The following is a 20300-nucleotide window of genomic DNA, read 5'->3' as shown; positions in this document are numbered from 1 at the left end:
ATGAAAAAAATATTAATTACTCTCAGTTTGTTATTGTTGCCTTTTAGCTTAACGGCAAAAGAGAATATAAAAAATGACCGTTGGGTCATTGCGGGTGGTTCTATTGTGGAATTAGTTTATGCCATGGATGCTGGCAATAAGCTTGTTGGTGTTGATGAAACCACCTCTTACCCAGAGCAAACTCAGGCATTACCCCATATTGGGTATTGGAAACAGCTAAGTATTGAGGGCATTTTGTCTCTGCGCCCTTCTACTTTTGTAACGTGGGATGATGCTGAACCGAAAATGGTCTTACGTCAGCTTGCTCAACATAACGTTAAGGTGATCACATTACCAAGAACGCCAGCAACTTTTGAGTTAATGCTTCAAAACATCCGCACGTTAGCCATCTCACTGAATAAACAGCCACAAGGCGATGCATTAATTGATTCATTACAATCACGTTTAGCCTCTATTCAGGCTAAAAATAATCAAATTAAACAGAAAGTAAAAGTGATGTTCTTTCTTTCACCGGGAGGAGGAATTCCTCAAGTTGCAGGGAAAACCAGTGTCGCAGATGCGATCCTTCAATTAGCGGGTGGTGAGAATATCGCTACACACGAGAATTATCGTATCTATAGCGCAGAGGCCATTATAGCAGCTGACCCAGAGTTAATTGTTATTACGACACAAAGCCAAAAAAACCAAACAGGCACAATAAGAGCGTCTGAAGGATTAGCTTCTGTGCCCGGAGTGTCAATGACTCAAGCATGGAAAAATCAACGCATTATCGAAATTGATCAATCCCTTATTTTGGGAATGGGGCCTCGTATTGTGGATGCTGTAGAGTTATTGCATCAACAGTTTTATCCCGCTGATCTAGTAAAAGATAATAAGAGCGAATAATAAGTAGGAATGATTTAATAATGAAAGAGTCAGTCGCAACACATGTTATGCCCCCTTCTGCTGAAATTGATCTTACTGCTCACTTCGCTTTAGAAGGTGATAGTCCTTTTCGAGATAGGCATGCCACCATGCCATGGCGAGGTTCTGTACCTATTGTAAAAGAAGAACATCAATCAACATGGCAAGCCTTATTAGCAAGTAAAACGCCAGCCTGTAAGCGTTTGTTGTATATTCATATCCCTTTTTGTGCAACACATTGCACATTTTGCGGTTTTTATCAAAATAACTATCACGAAGAAGCCTGTACGCGCTATACCAATGCATTATTACGCGAGATCTCCGCTGAATCAGATAGCTTACTTTATCAATCAGCACCAATTCATGCCGTTTATTTTGGTGGTGGAACCCCTTCTGCGTTATCCGCCAAAGATCTTTATCGTGTGATCGCACATTTGCGCCAATCACTACCTCTAGCCCCTGACTGCGAAATTACTATTGAAGGTCGAGTTTTAAATTTTGATGATAATCGCATTGATGCTTGTTTAGATGCAGGTGCAAACCGTTTTTCGATAGGTATTCAAACCTTTAACAGTAAAATTCGTAAACGAATGGCGAGAACCTCAACGGGTGAAGAAGCTACCAAATTTATGAAAGGGCTTTGTTTACGAGATCGTGCTGCCGTGGTGTGTGATTTATTATTTGGATTACCTGGGCAAGATGCAACGAACTGGCAAGAAGATCTCACTATTGCTCATGATATTGGCTTAGATGGTGTCGATCTCTATGCATTGAACTTATTGCCTAATACACCATTAGGTAAAGCAGTTGAAAATCAACGAATTACTGTGCCCTCACCAATACAAAGACGTGATCTTTATCTTCAAGGTTGTGACTTTATGGAAAATGTGGGCTGGCGTCAGATCAGTAATAGCCATTGGGCAAGAACAACCCGCGAGCGTAATCTTTACAATCTATTAATCAAACAAGGGGCAGATTGCCTAGCTTTTGGCTCGGGTGCTGGTGGCTCTGTTAATGGTTATTCATGGATGATTGAACGTTCGCTTGATAATTATTATCAAAAAATTACAGATAACCAAAAACCCTTAATGATGATGAGCCGTACAACCGATAGTGGTTTTCGTTGGCGTCATGAGTTACAAGCTGGCATTGAGTGCGGGCGTGTTGACTTAGCCAAGTTAAGCCCACAAGCGACTCTACTCTCTCCTTTATTAAATCAATGGTATCAAGCTGGTCTTGTTGAAGACGACTTTCTTTGTATGAAATTAACCAATGAAGGTCGATTTTGGGCAAGTAACTTGCTGACATCCTTACAGCAATTAATTTTGCAATTAAATACGCCTCGTTAATTTTATTACCCTGAATATTAATTAGAAGATGGAAACAACATCATGAATACTGAGTTACAACAATTTTTAATGACTGAGCCTGATGGAACATTGGAAACCATTGCAACACAATTTAATACCACATTGTTGGAGGTTGTGAGACATTTACCATCACGCTCATTAATGAGTGGCGAACAATTCGATACGGTTTGGGATAGTGTGATGAAATGGGGTAATGTCACCACGCTTGTGCATACTCAAGATGTTATCTTAGAGTTTAGTGGTGAATTGCCAAGTGGTTTCCATCGTCATGGCTATTTTAATTTACGGGGTAAAAAAGGAATGACCGGCCATATTAAAGCCGAAAATTGCCAATCTATTGCAATGATCGAACGTAAGTTTATGGGTATGGATACCGCCTCTATTTTATTTTTCAATCAACAAGGCGTTGCTATGTTTAAAATCTTCCTTGGGCGAGATGAACATCGTCAATTATTACCCGAACAGTTATCAGCTTTCCGTCAACTAGCACAACAATTAAATAAGGAATAATTGCACGTGAAAACTTGGGTTATTTTTGGCGCTGGCGGTAAAGGGATTGGTGCACATATTGCTGATATTGGTGTAGCACAACGACGCCCTATTGTGGCTTTAGTTCGCAATCCAGAAGCGGCAACACGTTTAGAAACAAAAGGAATAAAAACAGTCGTGGGTGATGCGATAGATCCTGATGCTGTTGACCGCGTATTAACACTAGCTGGAAATGAAGCAGATATCATTTCAACGATGGGGGGAGAAAATGATTATCTTGCGCATAGAACAGTGATTGATACTGCGGAAAAAATGGGTTTTCAACGAATGCTCATGGTTTCTTCTTTAGGCTGTGGTGATAGTTGGGTTGCCTTATCTGACAGAGCAAAAGCTGCTTTTGGGCAAGCCGTTAGAGAAAAATCATTAGCTGAAGTATGGCTGCAAACTAGCCGTTTTGATTATGCAATAGTAAGACCTGGCGGGTTACTGAATGGTGAAGAAACGGGTAAAGCTCAGCTTTATCAATATGAAGAGACTCACGGCTTAGTTAATCGTCGTGATGTTGCACGTTTAGTGACTCAACTTATGGATGCTGATCTGCTAGATGACCAAGTTTATGCAGTGGTTGAACCGGGCTTAGTACCAACCAAGTCATAGATATTAATACCAACAAAATTACCTTAAGAGATGACCTATGTGTTATCTCTTTTTTCTTAGTTTAATTATGGTCAATAGCTCACATTATGATGAGTTTTCTACTCATAATGAAATTTCCTCAATAGTCATTTGTCACTTTACTGTCTTAATGGGGGTAACTTGTGGCATAATGCGGCCCCATTACCTTTTGTCATTCACTAATAATGAGTATTCGTCTTGTTAATCAGCAATAATATCACTATGCAGTTTGGCTCAAAGCCACTGTTTGAAAACATTTCTGTCAAATTCGGTGGCGGAAATCGCTATGGTTTAATCGGTGCTAACGGTAGCGGTAAATCAACCTTTATGAAAATTTTAGGTGGCGATTTAGTGCCAAGTAGTGGCAACGTATTTCTTGATCCTAATGAGCGTCTTGGTAAATTAAAACAAGACCAATTTGCTTATGAAGAATATACAGTGCTTGATACCGTGATTATGGGTCACACTGAACTTTGGGAAGTTAAACAAGAGCGCGAGCGCATCTATAACTTACCAGAAATGAGTGAAGAAGATGGCTTACGAGTTGCTGATCTGGAAGTAAAGTTTGGTGAAATGGACGGCTATACCGTTGAATCTCGTGCTGGCGAATTATTATTAAATGTAGGCATTCCATTAGAGCAACATAATGGCCCTATGAGTGAAGTCGCACCGGGTTGGAAATTACGTGTGTTATTAGCACAAGCCCTATTCGCTGATCCTGATATTTTGTTACTGGATGAACCTACGAATAACTTGGATATTGATACTATTCGTTGGCTTGAACAAACGCTAAATGAACGTAACAGTACCATGATCATTATTTCCCATGACCGTCACTTCCTAAATATGGTATGTACGCACATGGCTGACTTAGACTATGGTGCGCTTGCTGTTCATCCGGGTAACTATGATGAATATATGTTTGCTGCAACTCAAGCGCGTGAACGTTTATTAGCGGATAATGCGAAGAAAAAAGCACAGATTAGTGAATTACAATCTTTTGTAAGTCGCTTTAGTGCTAATGCATCTAAATCACGCCAAGCAACCTCTCGTGCTAAGCAAATTGAGAAAATTCAATTAGCTGAAGTTAAAGCATCTAGTCGCCAAAACCCATTCATTCGCTTTGAACAAGAGAAAAAATTATTCCGTAATGCGCTTGAAGTGGAAAATATCTCTAAAGGCTATGATGACAATGCCCCGCTGTTTAAAGACGTCAATATGATGCTTGAAGTGGGCGAAAAAGTTGCCATTCTGGGTAATAACGGTGTGGGTAAATCGACGATGATTAAAACATTAGTCGGTGAATTAACACCAGATACAGGTCGTTTAAAATGGTCTGAGAACTCAAATATTGGTTATTATGCACAAGATCATGCAACTGATTTTGAAGTAGATATGACTGTATTTGATTGGATGAGCTTATGGATGAAACCAGAAGACGACGAGCAATCTGTACGTAGCGTATTAGGTCGTTTATTGTTCTCTCAAGATGATTTGAAAAAATCAGTTCAAGTTTTATCAGGTGGTGAAAAAGGCAGAATGTTATTTGGTAAGCTGATGATGCAAAAGCCAAACATTCTGATTATGGATGAACCAACCAACCACTTAGATATGGAATCTATCGAATCACTGAATATGGCATTAGAACTTTATCAAGGTACTTTGATTTTTGTTTCTCATGACCGTGAGTTTGTGAGCTCATTAGCCAACCGCATTATTGAAATCACACCTGAAAAAGTAGAAAACTTCCAAGGCACTTATGATGAGTTTCTTGCGAAAAAAGGCGTAACACTCTAATTTAATCGCTTATTAAATAGATGAGATAACAAAGGCTTAATAAATCATTATTGAGCCTTTTTTTGTTTCTTTACCTCCCCCGTTATCAACATCGTTTTTTCTCTCAATAATATTCTTCCATCAATACAAATAAAAATAATTATCATTTATATTGACTGACAGTCGGTCGCTAATGTATGTTACCGACCACGAGTCAATCATAGTTTGTTTTTATTTCTTGGGATTAATATGTTGCTATTAACGAAGACGAAACATTATCCAAATAAGCAGTTAAAAAATTATTGGAAATGTAGTTATTCACTTGTCCTACCTACCTTAATCTCCCTTAATGTTGTGTCACCGGCTTTTGCTACTGAGCATATTGAGAAAATTATTGTGACCTCAGCATCAAATGCGCAAACGGATGAACAGCCACGGGGTTATCTTGCCAAAAAACAGACAACTGGGACGAAAAGTGATGCAACTTTATTAGAAGCACCACAAATGGTTTCTGTTGTTAATCGTAGTCAACTAGATAACTTACCCTCTGAATCTATTAGTCAGGCATTACGTTATAGTTCTGGGATTGTCAGTGAAAAATTTGGCGCTTTTGGCAGTGGCATTGATTATTCAAAAATGCGAGGGTTTGATGCTGATTATTATTTAGATGGTTTAAGGATGCTGGGTAATAGTGGTATTTGGGCACCTCAAATTGATAGTTGGAGTTTGCAAAGTTTAGAGGCTGTGCATGGCCCCGCTTCTGCTTTATATGGCCAAGGTGGTGCAGGTGGTGTGATTAATATGATATCGCGTCGTCCTTGTGCAGAAACGCAACACCAAGTGCAATTACAAGCGGGCAATAATAAAAATCATGGTATTAAATTTGATACCACATCAGCTCTTAATGAAAATGAAACATGGTTATATCGTGTTTCAGGTTTGATGCTTGAACAAGGATCGCAAATACCCTCTTCTCGTCAAACTCGTTTTCTTATTTCACCTGCTCTCACTTGGAAACCTAATGATGTATTGAGTTGGACAATATTGGGACAATATCAAAAAGAGCCTCGTCTGGGTTACTACAATACGCTACCTGCTCAAGCATTAGGTTTATTACCTAATCCTAATGGTAAAGTTGATCCTAATCGAAATTATAATAATCAAAGCCATGATAATTCACATCGTAAACAACAATCGTTAACTTCATTGTTTGAATATGAACTGACCCCACAGTGGCAATTTAAGCAAAATACTCGTTTTATGAAGGTTGATACAGAAATAAGCCGTGACTATACCCGTGGCTTTCTGCCCGGTGATCGCTTGTTAACTGCGGTTTATCAGGAGGCGCCAAGTACATCAGAAACATGGGTAACTGATTCACAATTGATTGGTAAATTAGCAACATGGGATATCAATCATACTGTGATAACTGGTTTTGATTATCAACATGGCTATATGACCAAAGATTGGTGGGGTTCACAAACAGTTAGTTTTGATCCTTGGGCATCACATCACAAGCCTGATTTTGAGCCTTACCCTGTTTCGCGTACTTCCACAAAACAACAATTTGATCGCTATGGATACTATTTACAAGATCACCTTCGTTGGCAGCGATGGAATTTATTACTCAGTGGCCGTTATGACAGTGCGGATTTAGAGACACATAATCAAATTTCAGGTATGACACAGCAAAGCCATAACACGGCATGGAATCATCGTGTTGGTTTAAGTTATCAATTTAATAATGGGTTCTCACCTTGGATAAGTACATCAGATAGTTTTGATCCTGTATTAGGTACAGATGCAGATGGAAAAGCTTTTATTCCAATGAAATCAAAACAATATGAAGCAGGTGTTAAATATCAAAATTCTGAGTTAACACAACTGGTTAGTGTTTCTGTATATCAATTAACCCAAGAGAATGTCACAACACATAACCCTAGAAATCCTGATTATTATCAGCAATCGGGTAAAATTCGTTCTCGTGGCATTGAGCTTGAAAGTAAATTAGCGCTAACGCCACAAGCTAATATGATGCTCAATTATGCTTATCTTCATAATATTGTGACATCGACTAGCGATCCAACCACCTTAAATAAACACCCTGTCCAAGTACCTACTCATACGGGATCTGCATGGATAGATTATCGTTTTCATCAACCTTATTTAAACGGTGCATTATTAGGTGCTGGTGTACGTTATTTAGGTTCAACTTACGGTGATAATACGAATACATTTAAGGTACCAGCAGTATGGTTAGGGGATGTGAGTTTCCGTTATCAATTATCGGCAATTAATCGTGAATTACAGGGTTTAGAATTAGGATTAACTGTCAGCAATATCACGAATAAATCCTATGTTTCTAGTTGTACTAGTTCAACTTATTGCAGTGTGGGAAGCGATCGTGTTGTGCTTGGTATCCTCAATTACTATTTTTAGGAGATGAACATGGATAACTATCGACGTTCATTACTAAAAGGTGCCAGTGCATTCTCGTTATTATTAGCAAACCCCTTTCCTGTTTATGCAAAACTTGTTTATGTAAAACCAAGACAGAGAGAAATTGTTGATATTCTGGGAAGAGAAATTGTATTAGTACAAGAATTAACACGCATTTATGTGGCAGATAGTGGGTTATTTTTACTTTATGCTTCATTAAGTGGAGGCGCTTTTTATGAGCGTCTTATCGGGATGCCATCCGCCTTCCGTACTGCCGACTTAAGTTTATATCACCAATATACGCGAGCATTTCCTCAATTATTGGCATTACCTGAGTTTACGGCTATGTCGAGTGGACATTTTAATAGTGAAAAACTTATCGCGCTAAAACCCGATGTCATTATTGTGGCGGTTGGAACTTATCGTGCAATTAGTGTTAATGGTGTGCTGGATTTATTAACGAAAGCGAATATTCCCGTTGTCGTGTTTGATTTGAGTATCGACCCACTTAATAACACACCAATTAGCACATCTATAATGGGAAATTTACTGGGTAATATTTCACAAAGCCAAGCCATGAATCAATTTCGTGAAAAACAACTCAATTATATTTCTCAGCAATTAAGAAAAAAGCCATTTAAACGCCCTAATGTGTTATTTGAACGAGCCGCTGGTTTTACACCTGAATGTTGTCTTTCTTATGGTAATGGCAGTATGGGACAAATGTTACAAAATGCAGGTGGTCAAAACTTAGGTTCAGAATATATAAAAGGCACTTATGGGATTTTGAACCAAGAAACGGTGATTTATGCCAAACCGGATAAGATTTTTTTAACAGGGGCTGATTGGAGTGGCTATAACCCTTCAGGTGATTGGGTTAATTTAGGCCCAGGTGCAAATTTAGATTTGGCAAAACAGCAACTTGAAATTTTAATGCACCGACTTGCTTACAAAACACTCGATGCGGTTAAAGATAAACAAGTATATGCTCTTTGGCACTCATTTTATGACAGCCCTTTTGGTTTTATTGCGATATTACAAATGGCTAAATGGCTACACCCTGAGCGTTTTTCACACCTCGATGTAGACACTATTTTTTATGATTACCATACTCAATTTTTACCAGTGAAATGGGAAACGGGCTATTGGGTCACTTTGTTTGATCAAGATAAGGAATAATCATGTTTGATATCTATTCACCCGATCCTTTACGGGCAAAAATTGAGTCACAATCAGCAGGAAAAAGAACAATTTTATACTCAGCAAAAGGCCAACCTAACTATTTGTATGTTGTTCCTTATTTTCGATTAAATGAAGTATCAGATAATCTTGATGATACAACTCACTCTGCATTTATTGTAAATGGAAAAGTTAAGAATGAGTTTTTCTATGCGTGTTATCCCGCTTCATTACATCAAGATGAATTGTTAAGTTTACCTAACCAAAAACCGGCGACATCATTAGATTTATTGAGCTTCCAGCAATATGCACAACATACAGGACGAGGATTTCATTTAAGTACACATGCAGAATGGGCTGCTTTAATGCTGTGGTGTCGCCACCACAATATGATTGAAGATGGTAATACGGATTATGGACGAAGCTTTCTTCACCCAGAGCAATCTGTTACTCGTGTTGATGGTAAAGAAGCTGGTGATATGGACTTTACCACAGGTGATCCCACGACAATAACGGGGCCACAATGGTCGAATTGGTATCATGATAATAGTGAGTTTGGTATTAGTGATTTATGTGGCAACCTTTGGGAATGGCAAAGTGGTATGCAATTAAATGCCGGAGAAATACAGATAATTAAAGATAATGATTCTGTATTTTGTGGTGATCCCTCAGTAATAGAGCAATGGCACTCAATAGCATTATCAACGGGACAATTATTACCAATCAATCATCCCAATAGCGCAAAATACGATGCCCCTTCAGATTATTGTGATGGAAATGCTGGTACTCCTATTTTATCAACTTCAATAAAACACTATAACGGCACACCAACAGATAATGGTTATCCTGCTGGATTAATGGACGGCGATTTTAATGCAATAACAGCAGAAGATAGTATTAAAATACCTACATTATTTAAAGAATTAGGATTATATCCAGCAATAAACCAACAGGACAATGATCAGGTTTATTTACGAAATTATGGTCAACGCTCTTTAATGCGCGGAGGCGCTTGGTATTCACAAAAAGCCGCAGGGATGCGAACATTATGCTTAAGTCATAATCAGCATCATTCCAGTACTTCTGTCGGCGGTCGCCTTGCTTGGATTGATACAACCAGTTAATTAACCTAAAAAATTATTATTTATAGATATTTTTGCATAAATTAATTTACCTTAGTATCGATTATATGAATAATACTGCTAATAGTAATTATTATTATTCGGTGACTTATTGTGATTAATTTTCATGCGTTTAAATTAAAACCGGTGGCATTGTTCTGTTCTGCCACCCTTCCTTTTGTTTTGGCTACACAGGCTTTTGCGGAAGATGCAGCAAAAACAGAACAAGTAGAGAAGCTTGTTGTTAGTGCTCAAGCATTAAAAGTAAATACTAGTTTGCAAGAAACGCCTAAATCGGTTTCTGTGATTTCTCAGCAAGATATAGAAACTCATGCTCCACAAAAATTAGACGAAGCATTGCGTTATACATCAGGTGTTGTCTCTCAACCTTTTGGTGCTGATAACGATACTGATTGGCTTCGTATTCGTGGCTTTGAGGCGGCAACTTATCTTGATGGCAGTCGCCTCTTTCGTGATGGTTATTATACATGGCTACTTGAGCCTTATGGTTTTGAACAAATTGAAGTGGTAAAAGGTTCTTCTGCTGTATTATTTGGTGAATCGACACCTGGTGGTGCCGTTAACGTAGTACAAAAGAAACCTAGTTTTACTCCTCGTAATGAAGTTTTTCTTGAGGCCGGAAATAATGATCAACGAGGCTTAGGCTTTGATGTTTCAAGTGCCACGGATGATAAACGTGTGCGCTATCGTCTTGTTGGGTTAATGAAAAAATCAGACGGAGAATTATCGGGTACTGATAATGAGCGTATTTATCTAGCGCCAAGTGTTGCGATTAACCTGACTGACGATACATCACTCACTTTTATGGCAACCTATCTTCATGATGATGGTACGCCAACTAATCCTTTCTTCCCAGCAGCAGGCACATTAATTTCATCCCCTTTTGGTAAAATTAAGCCTTCTACCAACTTAGGCGAACCTGGGTATGATAAATATAAACGTACCCAAATTTCAGCAGGTTATTTACTTGACCATAATATCAATGATGTTTGGCGTTTTTCACAACGTTTAAACTATGGCTATAACGATTTGTTATTACGCAGTGTCTATGCTTTTCCTAATTCAGATATCACTGCAACAGAGCTAAGTCGAGGTGTTGTCTTCCGTGATGGTAAAAGCCAAAGTATCACTTTTGATAACAATATAGTCGGTGAATGGGATACAGATAATTTTGAGCACACATTATTAGCCGGTGCTGAATTACAATATCACCAAACTAAAGGTGATGAACAAGATAATTATAGTTTTGATAAAATTAATCCGTGGAACCCAATTTACGGTAAATATACCCCACTTAACCCTGCTGATAATGTCAATCGTACTATCGATAAAACACAATATAGTCTTTATTCACAATATCAAACCAAATTTGATAGTCACTGGGTTGCCGTTGCCGGTGTTCGTCAAGATTGGGTAAAAACAGAAAATAAAGCGCAAACAAAAAATGAGGACAAATCACGTACTGATAGTGAATTTAGCCTCAATGCAGGATTAATGTATTTAGCAGATAATGGCGTATCGCCTTATATCAGTTATTCTGAGTCATTCGAGGTGATGAGCACCATTGATCCGGCAACTAAAGAGCTTTATAAACCACTCAAAGGTGACCAAATTGAAGCGGGTATAAAATATACGCCTGATTTTATGGATGGTTATTTTAATATTGCTTGGTTTGATATCACACAGAAAAATGCACTTGTTGCAAACCCAACAACTTTTGTTTCAACACAAACGGGTAAAGTCACCTCAAAAGGTGTCGAAGTTTCCAGTGAAGTGCAGTTGACTGAACGTTTAGCATTAAAAGCCAATTACACCTATACCGATATGCAAACGGATGACACTGGTAATAAAGGTAAACAACAAGCGGGGTTAATTCCTAAACATACCGCTTCAGCTTGGGGAAGTTACACTATTCCAATTACAGGGACGCAAGATCTAACATTAGGTACTGGGGTACGCTATTTAGGAGAATCTAAAGATAACCCTAAAAGCAGTAATTTAACTGTTCCTAGTGCAACATTATGGGATATGGCAGCAACTTATAACCTCGATAAACAGTGGCAACTACAGTTAAATATCAACAATATCCTCGATAAAGAGTATATCTCTGGTTGTGATTACTACTGTTATTATGGGCAATCGCGCTCTGTTTTATTGAACGCAAAATATCGCTGGTAATTTTCTTTTTTATTCCGCCTTTTATTGCTAAATATGCAATTAAAAGGCGGAATAGTATTTTATAAATGAGTGACCATGTTCGAACTCTCAAATATTCAAATGGATCGCGGTGGACGTACTATTTTATCAATCCCCTCACTGCGTATTTCAGACTCTGGATTAACTATTGTGCTCGGCCATAATGGTTCAGGTAAATCGACCTTAGTTAGTTTATTATCTGGTCAGCAAATCCCTGATAGTGGAAATATCACACTGAATAATTGCAATATCTCACACTATAAACCACGTGATCTAGCTAAACAGATAGCCTTCCTTCCTCAAAAATTGCCTGCTTCTGCAGGATTAACAGTAAGAGAATTAGTGCGTTTAGGCCGTTTCCCTTGGCGTGGAACATTAGGCCGTTGGAATAAAAAAGATGATGAAATAATCACAACGGCAATGGAAAAAGCGGGAGTTTTACCCTTTGCAGACACACTCGCTGATGATTTATCTGGTGGTGAACGTCAACGTGCTTGGGTTGCAATGTTACTGGCTCAACAATCACCCATTTTAATTTTAGATGAGCCAACTTCTGCTTTAGATATACATCATCAATATCAACTAATGGAGCTTTTAAGTGAATTAAATCAAACTCAACATGTTGGTATTATCGTTATTTTGCATGATCTCAACCTTGCCTTGCGTTACGCCACTCATATTATCGCGCTTAAAAAAGGGAAAATTGCATTTGAAGGAGAAGCCTCACTACTTTTTGATGATGAACGACTTTCTGCACTTTATGAAACACCCATTAAGCTGATTGAACACCCTGATAATAAAGGTTCACAACAACATAAGGTGGCAGTGGTATGTGTGTAATATTACAAAAAATAGTTAGGCTTCTGTCTTTTTGTCTGGCTATTTTATTTATCACTCCCATTGTTAATGCTGCGCAAAATAATCATGAAGCAAACGCGAATACGCCACAACGCATTATTGTTTTGGATTGGGATTTACTGGAACAAATATTAACACTTGATGTTATTCCAGTGGGTGCTACTGAAATTGCTGGGTATAACCAATGGGTAGCTTACCCTGTTGCTCCAAATACTATTGAAGAAGTGGGTATGCGGGCAGAGCCTAATTTAGAAAAAATGGCTTCGTTAAAACCAGATCTTATTTTAGCATCAAGTTCACAGCAAGATTTATTGCCTGTATTAAAAACAATAGCCCCTGTTGTATATCTGCCTAATTTCTCTCGCCAAGATAATGCAGCAGAAGTTGCTTTGGCGCATTTTAATACCCTAGCCTCTATTTTAGGAAAAACAGCGCTTGCACAGCAAAAATTAGCAGAAATGGACAACACTTTTGCACAATTAAAGAGCAAATTACAGCAAGCATTTATTACGTTACCTGAAGTGGAAGTGATCCGTTTTTCTACATTAACGTCTGTTTTTCTATACACCGAAAACTCAACAACTGAATATGTAGTCAATAAGTTGGGTCTAAAATCCGCCATATCATTACCTCCTCAACCTTGGGGAATTGATCAGCGAAGAATGAATATATTGCAACATATTAAACAAGGCTACGTTCTTTATATGTTGCCATTCCCTGATGAAAGCAAACTGCAAAAATCCGCATTATGGCAAGCCATGCCATTTGTACAGAATAGGCATTTTCATTCAGTGAAGCCAGTATGGAATTATGGCGGAGTAGCATCATTAACGTTAATGGCAGAAGCTATTACAGAAAGTTTATTAGATATGGCACCGAATAATGAATATTAAGCAGTTTACTTTCTATTTTTTGGCGATCATCTTATTAAGCATTACTAGCTTACAAATTGATAATTCTCTTTCATTATCTCGCCAATGGTATTTGTTGGGAAATTTAGATACAAACGCCCTATTTGCCGATGTTTTTTTTATTCATGCACAATTACCTCGTTTAGCTATGACACTGCTGATTGGCGGGATTTTCGGTGTTGTCGGCAGCTTAATGCAACAATTAACACAAAATAACCTGACATCACCGTTAACATTAGGTACTTCTTCAGGAGCTTGGTTAGCTTTAGTTATTGTTAATATCTGGTTTACAGATTGGGTTGCTGACTATAGTGCATTAGCTGCAACGATGGGTGCTTTATTTGCATTTGGTCTTGTCATTATTATTGCGGGTATTCGCAATATGACCGGTTTACCCCTCGTTGTTTCTGGTATGGTCATTAATATCTTATTAGGCGCAATTGCAACCGCGCTGGTGACATTAAATTCACAGTTTGCTCAAAATATATTTATGTGGGGTGCAGGTGATTTAGCGCAAGACGGTTGGGATAAATTCCTTTGGCTATTACCTCGAATTACACCTGTTTTACTTATTTTTATGTTTGCACCTCGTATTCTCACTTTATTACGATTAGGGCATGAAGGTGCAACGGCTCGAGGGTTATCTGTTTTACCTACATTTGCATTTTTTATTATATTAAGTACTTGGCTAGTTTCCGTATCAATTACTGTTGTTGGCGTCATTAGTTTTATCGGATTACTTGCACCTAATATTGTCAGAACATTAGGTGCAAGAACTGCTCGTCAAGAGCTTATTGCCAGCGGCTTAATGGGAATATGCTTATTACTTATTACAGATAGCTTAGCAATATGGGTTGGTCAGTGGCTCAATACGGTTATTCCCAGCGGAGTGACAGCCGCGGCTATTGGAGCGCCTGCATTAATTTGGTTTAGTCGAAAGAAAATGAGAGCTCAAGATCAGCTTTCTATTTCTATTCATTCTCAGACCAAAACAGTATCAATGTATACTGTAATAGGAATATTTGTATTATTAATACTTGGATTAGTCCTTACAATTTTCATTCATATTAATGAGCATCAATGGTTTTGGGAAATACCCTCTGTTTACCAATGGGCGTTACGCTCTCCTCGTTTATTAGCTGCTTTATTTGCCGGTATTGCACTGGCTATTGCTGGCGTGATTTTACAACGTTTAATCTACAATCCATTAGCTAGTCCAGATATTTTAGGGGTTTCATCTGGTGCTACTTTTGCATTAGTTTTTTCTAGCTTAATTTTAGGGAGTACCTTACAAACATCACAGTGGGGAATTGCATTATTAGGTAGCGGTGTTGTGATGATTACTCTATTAATCTTAGGCAAAAAACACCAATATGCGCCAGCCAGTTTGATATTAACGGGTATTGCATTAACCGCGAGTTTAGAAGCCTTTATTCAATTTTTCTTAGCGAAAGGCTCATTAAGCAGCTATAAAATATTACTGTGGTTATCTGGTTCAACTTATCGTGTTAATAGTGAACAGGCTCTCTATTTTGCATTTGCAATTACATTGATTGTGGGAAGTGTCTTTTTATTAACGCGCTGGCTTGCACTAATATCAATTGGTCGAAGTTTTGCTTCAGCTCGAGGATTGCATACTGAGCGTGCCAGTATTATTTTATTAATCATCGTTTCGTTATTATGTGCTTTAGTAACTTCAACAGTAGGCCCTATTGCCTTTATTGGCTTAGTTGCTCCTCATATGGCCGTATTACTTGGTGCTCAAAAAATAAAATCACAATTAATGGTTTCAGGATTAATTGGTGGCACCTTAATGGTTTGGGCTGATTGGCTTGGACAAATATTTATTTATCCCGCACAAATTGCGGCAGGAACTTTAGTGGCTATTTTAGGTGGTAGCTATTTCCTTTGCTTAATGCTGTTAAATCGTAGCCGTTGATTTGAAAAGCCTAAGATATTGGTGTTATTTTTACTAGTATTCTTAGGCTTTGAATATAATTAATTACGAATTTTAACGTCCCTATTTTCTCTAAGTAATTATTTATTATTTTAATAATTGGGTAAATTGTCGATATAGCATATTGCCCAGTGTTTTTGCCGTATATTCTTCACTATGACCTAAATTATCAACCGCTGCATGCATACCATGATAAATCAACGTACTGGTTAATTCAGGCTGTGTGACGTGCCACGTTTTATTTTCAGTTCCTGAAATTAACAATGTTTGTATTTGCTGCAATGCCCTATTTTCATGAATATTACTGCTTTGATGAAAAACTTGATGAAAAAGCATATCGTGTAATTGCTGTTTCTCAACATAAGCAATCACACTAATTTCACACCACTGTTTTAATTTTTCACGGTGATCTTGCTGTGAGCAGGCATTCATCGCACTGTCTATTTTATCCAAGTACCAATCCATATAACGCGTTCTTAATGCGTTAAGAACATCTGTTTTGGCAGAAAAATAGTGATAATAGGTTCCTTTAGCTACCCCTGCCTTTTTTACGATATCGCTCACAGTTGTTGCATCAAAGCCTTTATCTAAAAACAATGCTTCTGCTGCATTCATTAACTCTTCTAAACGAACCTCTGCGGGTTTTGTTCTTGGTTTATCTGTGGTTTGTTCTTCTAATGACATTGCTTATCTCCCTCAAAGTCGCTTGTAAAGAGTACTCTAAATTAAAGCTAGCCACAACGATGATAAATGAAACTCATTATCAATAACAATTGACCGACGGTCGGTCGAGTATTATTATGCCATTATTATTCATCATTAAGGCAATAAAGCTTATGACTTATTTGAAACGACTGTCACTTATCTGTGCCATTTGTTTAGGCACTTTTATGGCAACACTTGATATTAGTATCGTGAATGTAGCATTACCCACTATTCAAAATGATATCCATGCTGATATGGCAACTTTACAATGGATTGTTGATGCTTATGCGCTTTGTTTATCTGCCTGTATTTTGTCATCAGGCCCTTTAAGTGACCGCTTTGGACGAAAAAAAGTATGGTTATGGGGTGTGATTATTTTTACCGTGGGATCTGTGATTTGTGCTATTGCACAGCAACATGAAGTGCTTATTTTAGGCCGTATTATTCAAGGTATTGCTGCTGCCGCACTAATTCCTGGCGCATTGTCTCTAATTACACATGCTTTTCCAATTGATATTGAGCGTGTCCGTATTATAGGTATTTGGTCTTCTGTCAGTGCTTTATCACTGATTATTGGCCCTATTTTAGGTGGAATATTAGTTCATACCAGCGGTTGGGCAAGTATATTCCTTATTAATATTCCTATAGGCATAATTACTGTATTACTGGGTTGGTATGGATTAAGTGAAAGCGCTGATCCTGAAAATGTGGCACTAGATCCCTTTGGTCAATTGACCAGTATGTTAGGACTAGGCTTACTGACTTATGGTTTAATTGAAGCCGGATCCGTAGGTTGGTCGCATTATCGAACTTTATCGACATTGATGGTAGGCGTTATATTTCTCGTTCTCTTTTTAATGATAGAAAAACGTGTTGAGCGGCCTTTATTACCACTTACTTTATTTAAAGATCGCGCATTTTTTCAATATAACCTTTCTTCTTTCACTTTGGGCTTTGCCACTTATAGCAATGTCTTTTTTATTGCTTTTTTTCTGCAAAAAGCACAAGGCTGGAGTGCATTAGAAACAGGTTGGAGAATGGCACCTGAATTTATTGCAATGGCCCTATTTTCAATGTCTTTTGGTCGTTTATCTGCATATTTTTCAGTCAGAAAACTAATGATCTGTGGTTTCTTGTTTATCGCTATTTCTTCTTGCTTATTAGCGACATTGGCAACAAATAGCCACTATGGAATAACTGGAAGTTATTTATTTGTATTAGGTGCTGGAATGGGCTTGTCAACGCCTGCAATTGGTGCGTTAGTGATGAAAAGTGTTTCACCATCTCGCTCTGGTATGGCGTCTGCAACCATGAATGCATTAAGACAAACAGGAATGACGATGGGGATTGCTTTACTAGGTACATTAATGGTGCAACAAGCAATCCATTATATGGTTATGCAAAGTCAGGCATTAGGAATATCTGTAAACTATATCGATGTTGTCAGTCTAGTAACTGAAAATACTACCAGCAATTTAGATAAAGAATTCATTACTCTGCTACCAGAGGCATTTAATTCCGGATTTGCTTATGCAATTGCAACGGCTGGGATCTCATGTTTTATCACTTTATTTATCGTGTTATTACCTTTAAAAACAAAACATAGCGCACTTTCCCAGCAAATAACCGATTGATAGTGATAAACGTTGAGATAGTTATAAACGTTGAGTAAGAAACTCAAGGAAAGATTCAATATTACGAGAAAGCGTACTACGACTTGCATATATTGCGATTAAATTAATACTGGCGGGCTGTTGAGGAAATTCAATAGCTCGCAAATCTCCAGCTTTAATTGCATCAATACAACAATGTTCAGCCAAAATAGCAAACCCTAATCCTTTTAATACCGCAGCTCTTGCTAATATGGCGCTATTTACTCGGTAATGGCTATTAATAGTAACTTTTATTGATTTTTTATGTTCATCAATAAATATCCAAGGCTGCCCTTCTAATGCGCTTAAACTAGAAATACAAGGCATTTGACTTAATTGTTCGATATGAGTTGGAACACCTGTTTTTTCTAATAACTCATTAGAGGCAACAACAATACTGCGCCACGATTTAATTAACCGTGAATGATAACTGCTATCTGCTAGATTTCCGCGATGAAAAGTTAATAGTAAATCAATATCATCATCAATGATATTTCTTGGCATTAATTGAGTGTCACATTGAATAAGTAAATTAGGATGAAGGACTGCAAAATCGGCTAAAATATCAGCCAGTAGTTCGCTACCATATTCACTAGGAATGGTTAAACGGAACGTTCCTGTTAATGGGCCATCACTAGTGATATTGCTTATAACATTGTCTAACTCAGTTAACGTTTTCTTTCCTTGCTGATAGAGTAATTTACCTTGTTCTGTAAGACGCATCTTTCGCGTTGTTCTATCAATAAGTTTACAAGTGAGTTGCTGTTCAAGCTGTTTAATAGCACGACTGATATTCGAGGTAGGCATAGATAATAGCCGAGCTGCTGCGGCAAATTGTCCTTGCTCGGCTACAGCAGAAAAAATACGTAATAAATTAAGATCAATTTGCATAAATAATTCACTACCTACTGTATTTTTATTGCTTAATATAGGCAGTGTATCATTCATTTTCTTTTCTCTCGTTAATAATTAACAGTAACCATGAGACATGAGTTTTTGATAACGTTTATCTAAAAGCTCCTCGGTTGAATAGCTTTTTAATAAGGCTAAGTCAGTCAATAATTGTTGTTTAAGAAATTCAGCTGCTTGTTGATGATCACGATGAGCTCCACCTAATGGCTCTGGAATAATAGCGTCGATAATGCCTAATGATTGTAATTTAGGTGCTGTCATTCCCATGGTTTCTGCCGCTATTGGCGCTTTTTCAGAACTTTTCCATAAAATAGAAGCACAGCCTTCTGGTGAAATTGCCGCATAAGTGCTGTATTGCAGCATATTCACTTTATCACCAACACCAATTGCTAGCGCACCTCCAGAAAATCCTTCACCAGTAATAGTGCAAATAATCGGTGTTTTTAATCGTGACATTTCAAGAATATTACGAGCGATAGCTTCTGCTTGTCCTCGTTCTTCAGCACCAACACCTGGGTAAGCGCCCGCAGAATCAATAAAAATAATAACGGGTAGATGAAAACGTTCAGCCATTTTCATTAAACGTAATGCTTTTCTATAACCTTCAGGTGATGGCATACCAAAATTACGAAGAATTTTCTCTTTTGTATCACGCCCTTTTTGTTGCCCTATCACCATGACTGGCATTTTGTCTAAACGCGCTAAACCCGCAACAATCGCTTTATCATCGGCATAAGCTCTATCACCCGCTAACTCCTGAAAATCAGTAAAAACCGCTTTAATGTAGTCAAGGGTATATGGGCGCATTGGGTGACGAGCGAGCTGCACAATTTCCCATGCACCTAAATCAGTAAAAATAGATTTTGTCAGCGAAAGGCTTTTTTGTCTTAAACGAGCGATTTCTTCATCTAAATTAATACCTGTTGGTTCATCTTGAGATTGCTTAAAGGTAAGCAATGCATCTATTTTTTCGTCTAATTCAACAATAGGTTTTTCAAATTCAAGATGAATAAAAGACATAACGACCTCAGATTTAATGCAGTAAATAAAACAGTAATTGGGTCAGTTTAGAAAAAATAATAATGTGTTGATAGAGAGGAATTTGATAAACACTATTATCAAAAATGGGATAATTA

The 20300-nt window shown here is 37.8% G+C and carries 16 protein-coding genes; 13 read left to right on the top strand and 3 right to left on the bottom strand.

The annotated features are described in order from the left end of the window. The 12 genes from ABN217_RS03295 (at position 1) to fhuB (ending at position 15877) form a co-directional block, all read left to right on the top strand. Entirely contained in the window at positions 1 to 885 is an 885-nt protein-coding gene (locus tag ABN217_RS03295) for a heme/hemin ABC transporter substrate-binding protein (RefSeq protein ID WP_349459057.1), read from the top strand. A 20-nt stretch (positions 886 to 905) separates the two neighbouring features. Next, positions 906 to 2252 carry a heme anaerobic degradation radical SAM methyltransferase ChuW/HutW gene (gene hutW, locus ABN217_RS03290; RefSeq protein ID WP_419775775.1) on the top strand — a complete coding sequence of 449 codons (1347 nt, stop codon included), beginning with the start codon at positions 906 to 908 and terminating at the stop codon, positions 2250 to 2252. A gap of 42 nt (positions 2253 to 2294) precedes the next feature. Beyond that, positions 2295 to 2783 carry a heme utilization cystosolic carrier protein HutX gene (gene hutX, locus ABN217_RS03285; protein WP_208105246.1) on the top strand — a complete coding sequence of 163 codons (489 nt, stop codon included), beginning with the start codon at positions 2295 to 2297 and terminating at the stop codon, positions 2781 to 2783. Between the two features lie 6 nt (positions 2784 to 2789). Next, a complete protein-coding gene (locus tag ABN217_RS03280; protein ID WP_196553044.1) occupies positions 2790 to 3419 on the top strand; it encodes an NAD(P)H-binding protein in 630 nt (209 codons plus the stop codon). Positions 3420 to 3635: 216 nt separating this feature from the next. Beyond that, a complete protein-coding gene (locus ABN217_RS03275) occupies positions 3636 to 5234 on the top strand; it encodes an ABC-F family ATPase (RefSeq protein WP_349459056.1) in 1599 nt (532 codons plus the stop codon). 228 nt (positions 5235 to 5462) lie between these two features. Further along, positions 5463 to 7652, top strand: a complete 2190-nt coding sequence (locus tag ABN217_RS03270) for a TonB-dependent siderophore receptor (RefSeq protein WP_349459055.1) — start codon at positions 5463 to 5465, stop codon at positions 7650 to 7652. A 9-nt stretch (positions 7653 to 7661) separates the two neighbouring features. Continuing rightward, a complete protein-coding gene (locus ABN217_RS03265) occupies positions 7662 to 8831 on the top strand; it encodes an ABC transporter substrate-binding protein (protein WP_349459054.1) in 1170 nt (389 codons plus the stop codon). Between the two features lie 2 nt (positions 8832 to 8833). After that, positions 8834 to 9955, top strand: coding sequence for a hypothetical protein (locus ABN217_RS03260; RefSeq protein ID WP_349459053.1), 1122 nt, complete (start codon positions 8834 to 8836; stop codon positions 9953 to 9955). 111 nt (positions 9956 to 10066) lie between these two features. After that, positions 10067 to 12151, top strand: coding sequence for a TonB-dependent siderophore receptor (locus ABN217_RS03255; RefSeq protein ID WP_349459052.1), 2085 nt, complete (start codon positions 10067 to 10069; stop codon positions 12149 to 12151). 75 nt (positions 12152 to 12226) lie between these two features. Next, positions 12227 to 13009: an ABC transporter ATP-binding protein gene (locus tag ABN217_RS03250; RefSeq protein WP_196553038.1), complete on the top strand. Its 783-nt coding sequence runs from the start codon at positions 12227 to 12229 to the stop codon at positions 13007 to 13009. Then, positions 13000 to 13920: an iron-siderophore ABC transporter substrate-binding protein gene (locus ABN217_RS03245; RefSeq protein WP_196553037.1), complete on the top strand. Its 921-nt coding sequence runs from the start codon at positions 13000 to 13002 to the stop codon at positions 13918 to 13920. The genes ABN217_RS03250 and ABN217_RS03245 overlap by 10 nt, the downstream gene beginning before the upstream one ends. Next, positions 13910 to 15877, top strand: coding sequence for a Fe(3+)-hydroxamate ABC transporter permease FhuB (fhuB, locus tag ABN217_RS03240; RefSeq protein ID WP_196553036.1), 1968 nt, complete (start codon positions 13910 to 13912; stop codon positions 15875 to 15877). The genes ABN217_RS03245 and fhuB overlap by 11 nt, the downstream gene beginning before the upstream one ends. Before the next feature lie 105 nt (positions 15878 to 15982). Here the strand turns inward: fhuB and ABN217_RS03235 are convergent, their stop codons facing one another. Further along, positions 15983 to 16579, bottom strand: a complete 597-nt coding sequence (locus ABN217_RS03235) for a TetR/AcrR family transcriptional regulator (protein ID WP_349459051.1) — start codon at positions 16577 to 16579, stop codon at positions 15983 to 15985. Positions 16580 to 16731: 152 nt separating this feature from the next. Here ABN217_RS03235 and ABN217_RS03230 point away from each other — a divergent pair, with 152 nt between their 5' ends. Next, positions 16732 to 18234, top strand: a complete 1503-nt coding sequence (locus ABN217_RS03230) for an MFS transporter (protein WP_196553034.1) — start codon at positions 16732 to 16734, stop codon at positions 18232 to 18234. Between the two features lie 21 nt (positions 18235 to 18255). Here the strand turns inward: ABN217_RS03230 and ABN217_RS03225 are convergent, their stop codons facing one another. Next, on the bottom strand, positions 18256 to 19143 hold the full coding sequence (locus tag ABN217_RS03225; protein WP_196553479.1) for a LysR family transcriptional regulator: 888 nt from the start codon (positions 19141 to 19143) through the stop codon (positions 18256 to 18258). 78 nt (positions 19144 to 19221) lie between these two features. Further along, positions 19222 to 20184, bottom strand: coding sequence for an acetyl-CoA carboxylase carboxyl transferase subunit alpha (gene accA / locus ABN217_RS03220; RefSeq protein ID WP_115349747.1), 963 nt, complete (start codon positions 20182 to 20184; stop codon positions 19222 to 19224). Between the last annotated feature and the right edge of the window lie 116 nt (positions 20185 to 20300).

Source organism: Proteus sp. fly-1067, assembly GCF_040139345.1.
Classification (GTDB): Bacteria; Pseudomonadota; Gammaproteobacteria; order Enterobacterales; family Enterobacteriaceae; genus Proteus; species Proteus vulgaris_B.
Note: the sequence above shows the minus strand (reverse complement) of the source record. Positions and strands in the feature narration are given on the sequence as shown.

What these genes read in the sequence shown, in the direction of transcription:
- ABN217_RS03295 (WP_349459057.1), top strand. Translation starts at nt 1, where the DNA reads ATGAAAAAAATATTAATTACTCTCAGTTTGTTATTGTTGCCTTTTAGC.
- hutW (WP_419775775.1), top strand. Translation starts at nt 906, where the DNA reads ATGAAAGAGTCAGTCGCAACACATGTTATGCCCCCTTCTGCTGAAATT.
- hutX (WP_208105246.1), top strand. Translation starts at nt 2,295, where the DNA reads ATGAATACTGAGTTACAACAATTTTTAATGACTGAGCCTGATGGAACA.
- ABN217_RS03270 (WP_349459055.1), top strand. Translation starts at nt 5,463, where the DNA reads ATGTTGCTATTAACGAAGACGAAACATTATCCAAATAAGCAGTTAAAA.
- ABN217_RS03265 (WP_349459054.1), top strand. Translation starts at nt 7,662, where the DNA reads ATGGATAACTATCGACGTTCATTACTAAAAGGTGCCAGTGCATTCTCG.
- ABN217_RS03260 (WP_349459053.1), top strand. Translation starts at nt 8,834, where the DNA reads ATGTTTGATATCTATTCACCCGATCCTTTACGGGCAAAAATTGAGTCA.
- ABN217_RS03250 (WP_196553038.1), top strand. Translation starts at nt 12,227, where the DNA reads ATGTTCGAACTCTCAAATATTCAAATGGATCGCGGTGGACGTACTATT.
- ABN217_RS03245 (WP_196553037.1), top strand. Translation starts at nt 13,000, where the DNA reads ATGTGTGTAATATTACAAAAAATAGTTAGGCTTCTGTCTTTTTGTCTG.
- fhuB (WP_196553036.1), top strand. Translation starts at nt 13,910, where the DNA reads ATGAATATTAAGCAGTTTACTTTCTATTTTTTGGCGATCATCTTATTA.
- ABN217_RS03235 (WP_349459051.1), bottom strand. Translation starts at nt 16,579, where the DNA reads ATGTCATTAGAAGAACAAACCACAGATAAACCAAGAACAAAACCCGCA.
- ABN217_RS03230 (WP_196553034.1), top strand. Translation starts at nt 16,732, where the DNA reads ATGACTTATTTGAAACGACTGTCACTTATCTGTGCCATTTGTTTAGGC.
- ABN217_RS03225 (WP_196553479.1), bottom strand. Translation starts at nt 19,143, where the DNA reads ATGCAAATTGATCTTAATTTATTACGTATTTTTTCTGCTGTAGCCGAG.
- accA (WP_115349747.1), bottom strand. Translation starts at nt 20,184, where the DNA reads ATGTCTTTTATTCATCTTGAATTTGAAAAACCTATTGTTGAATTAGAC.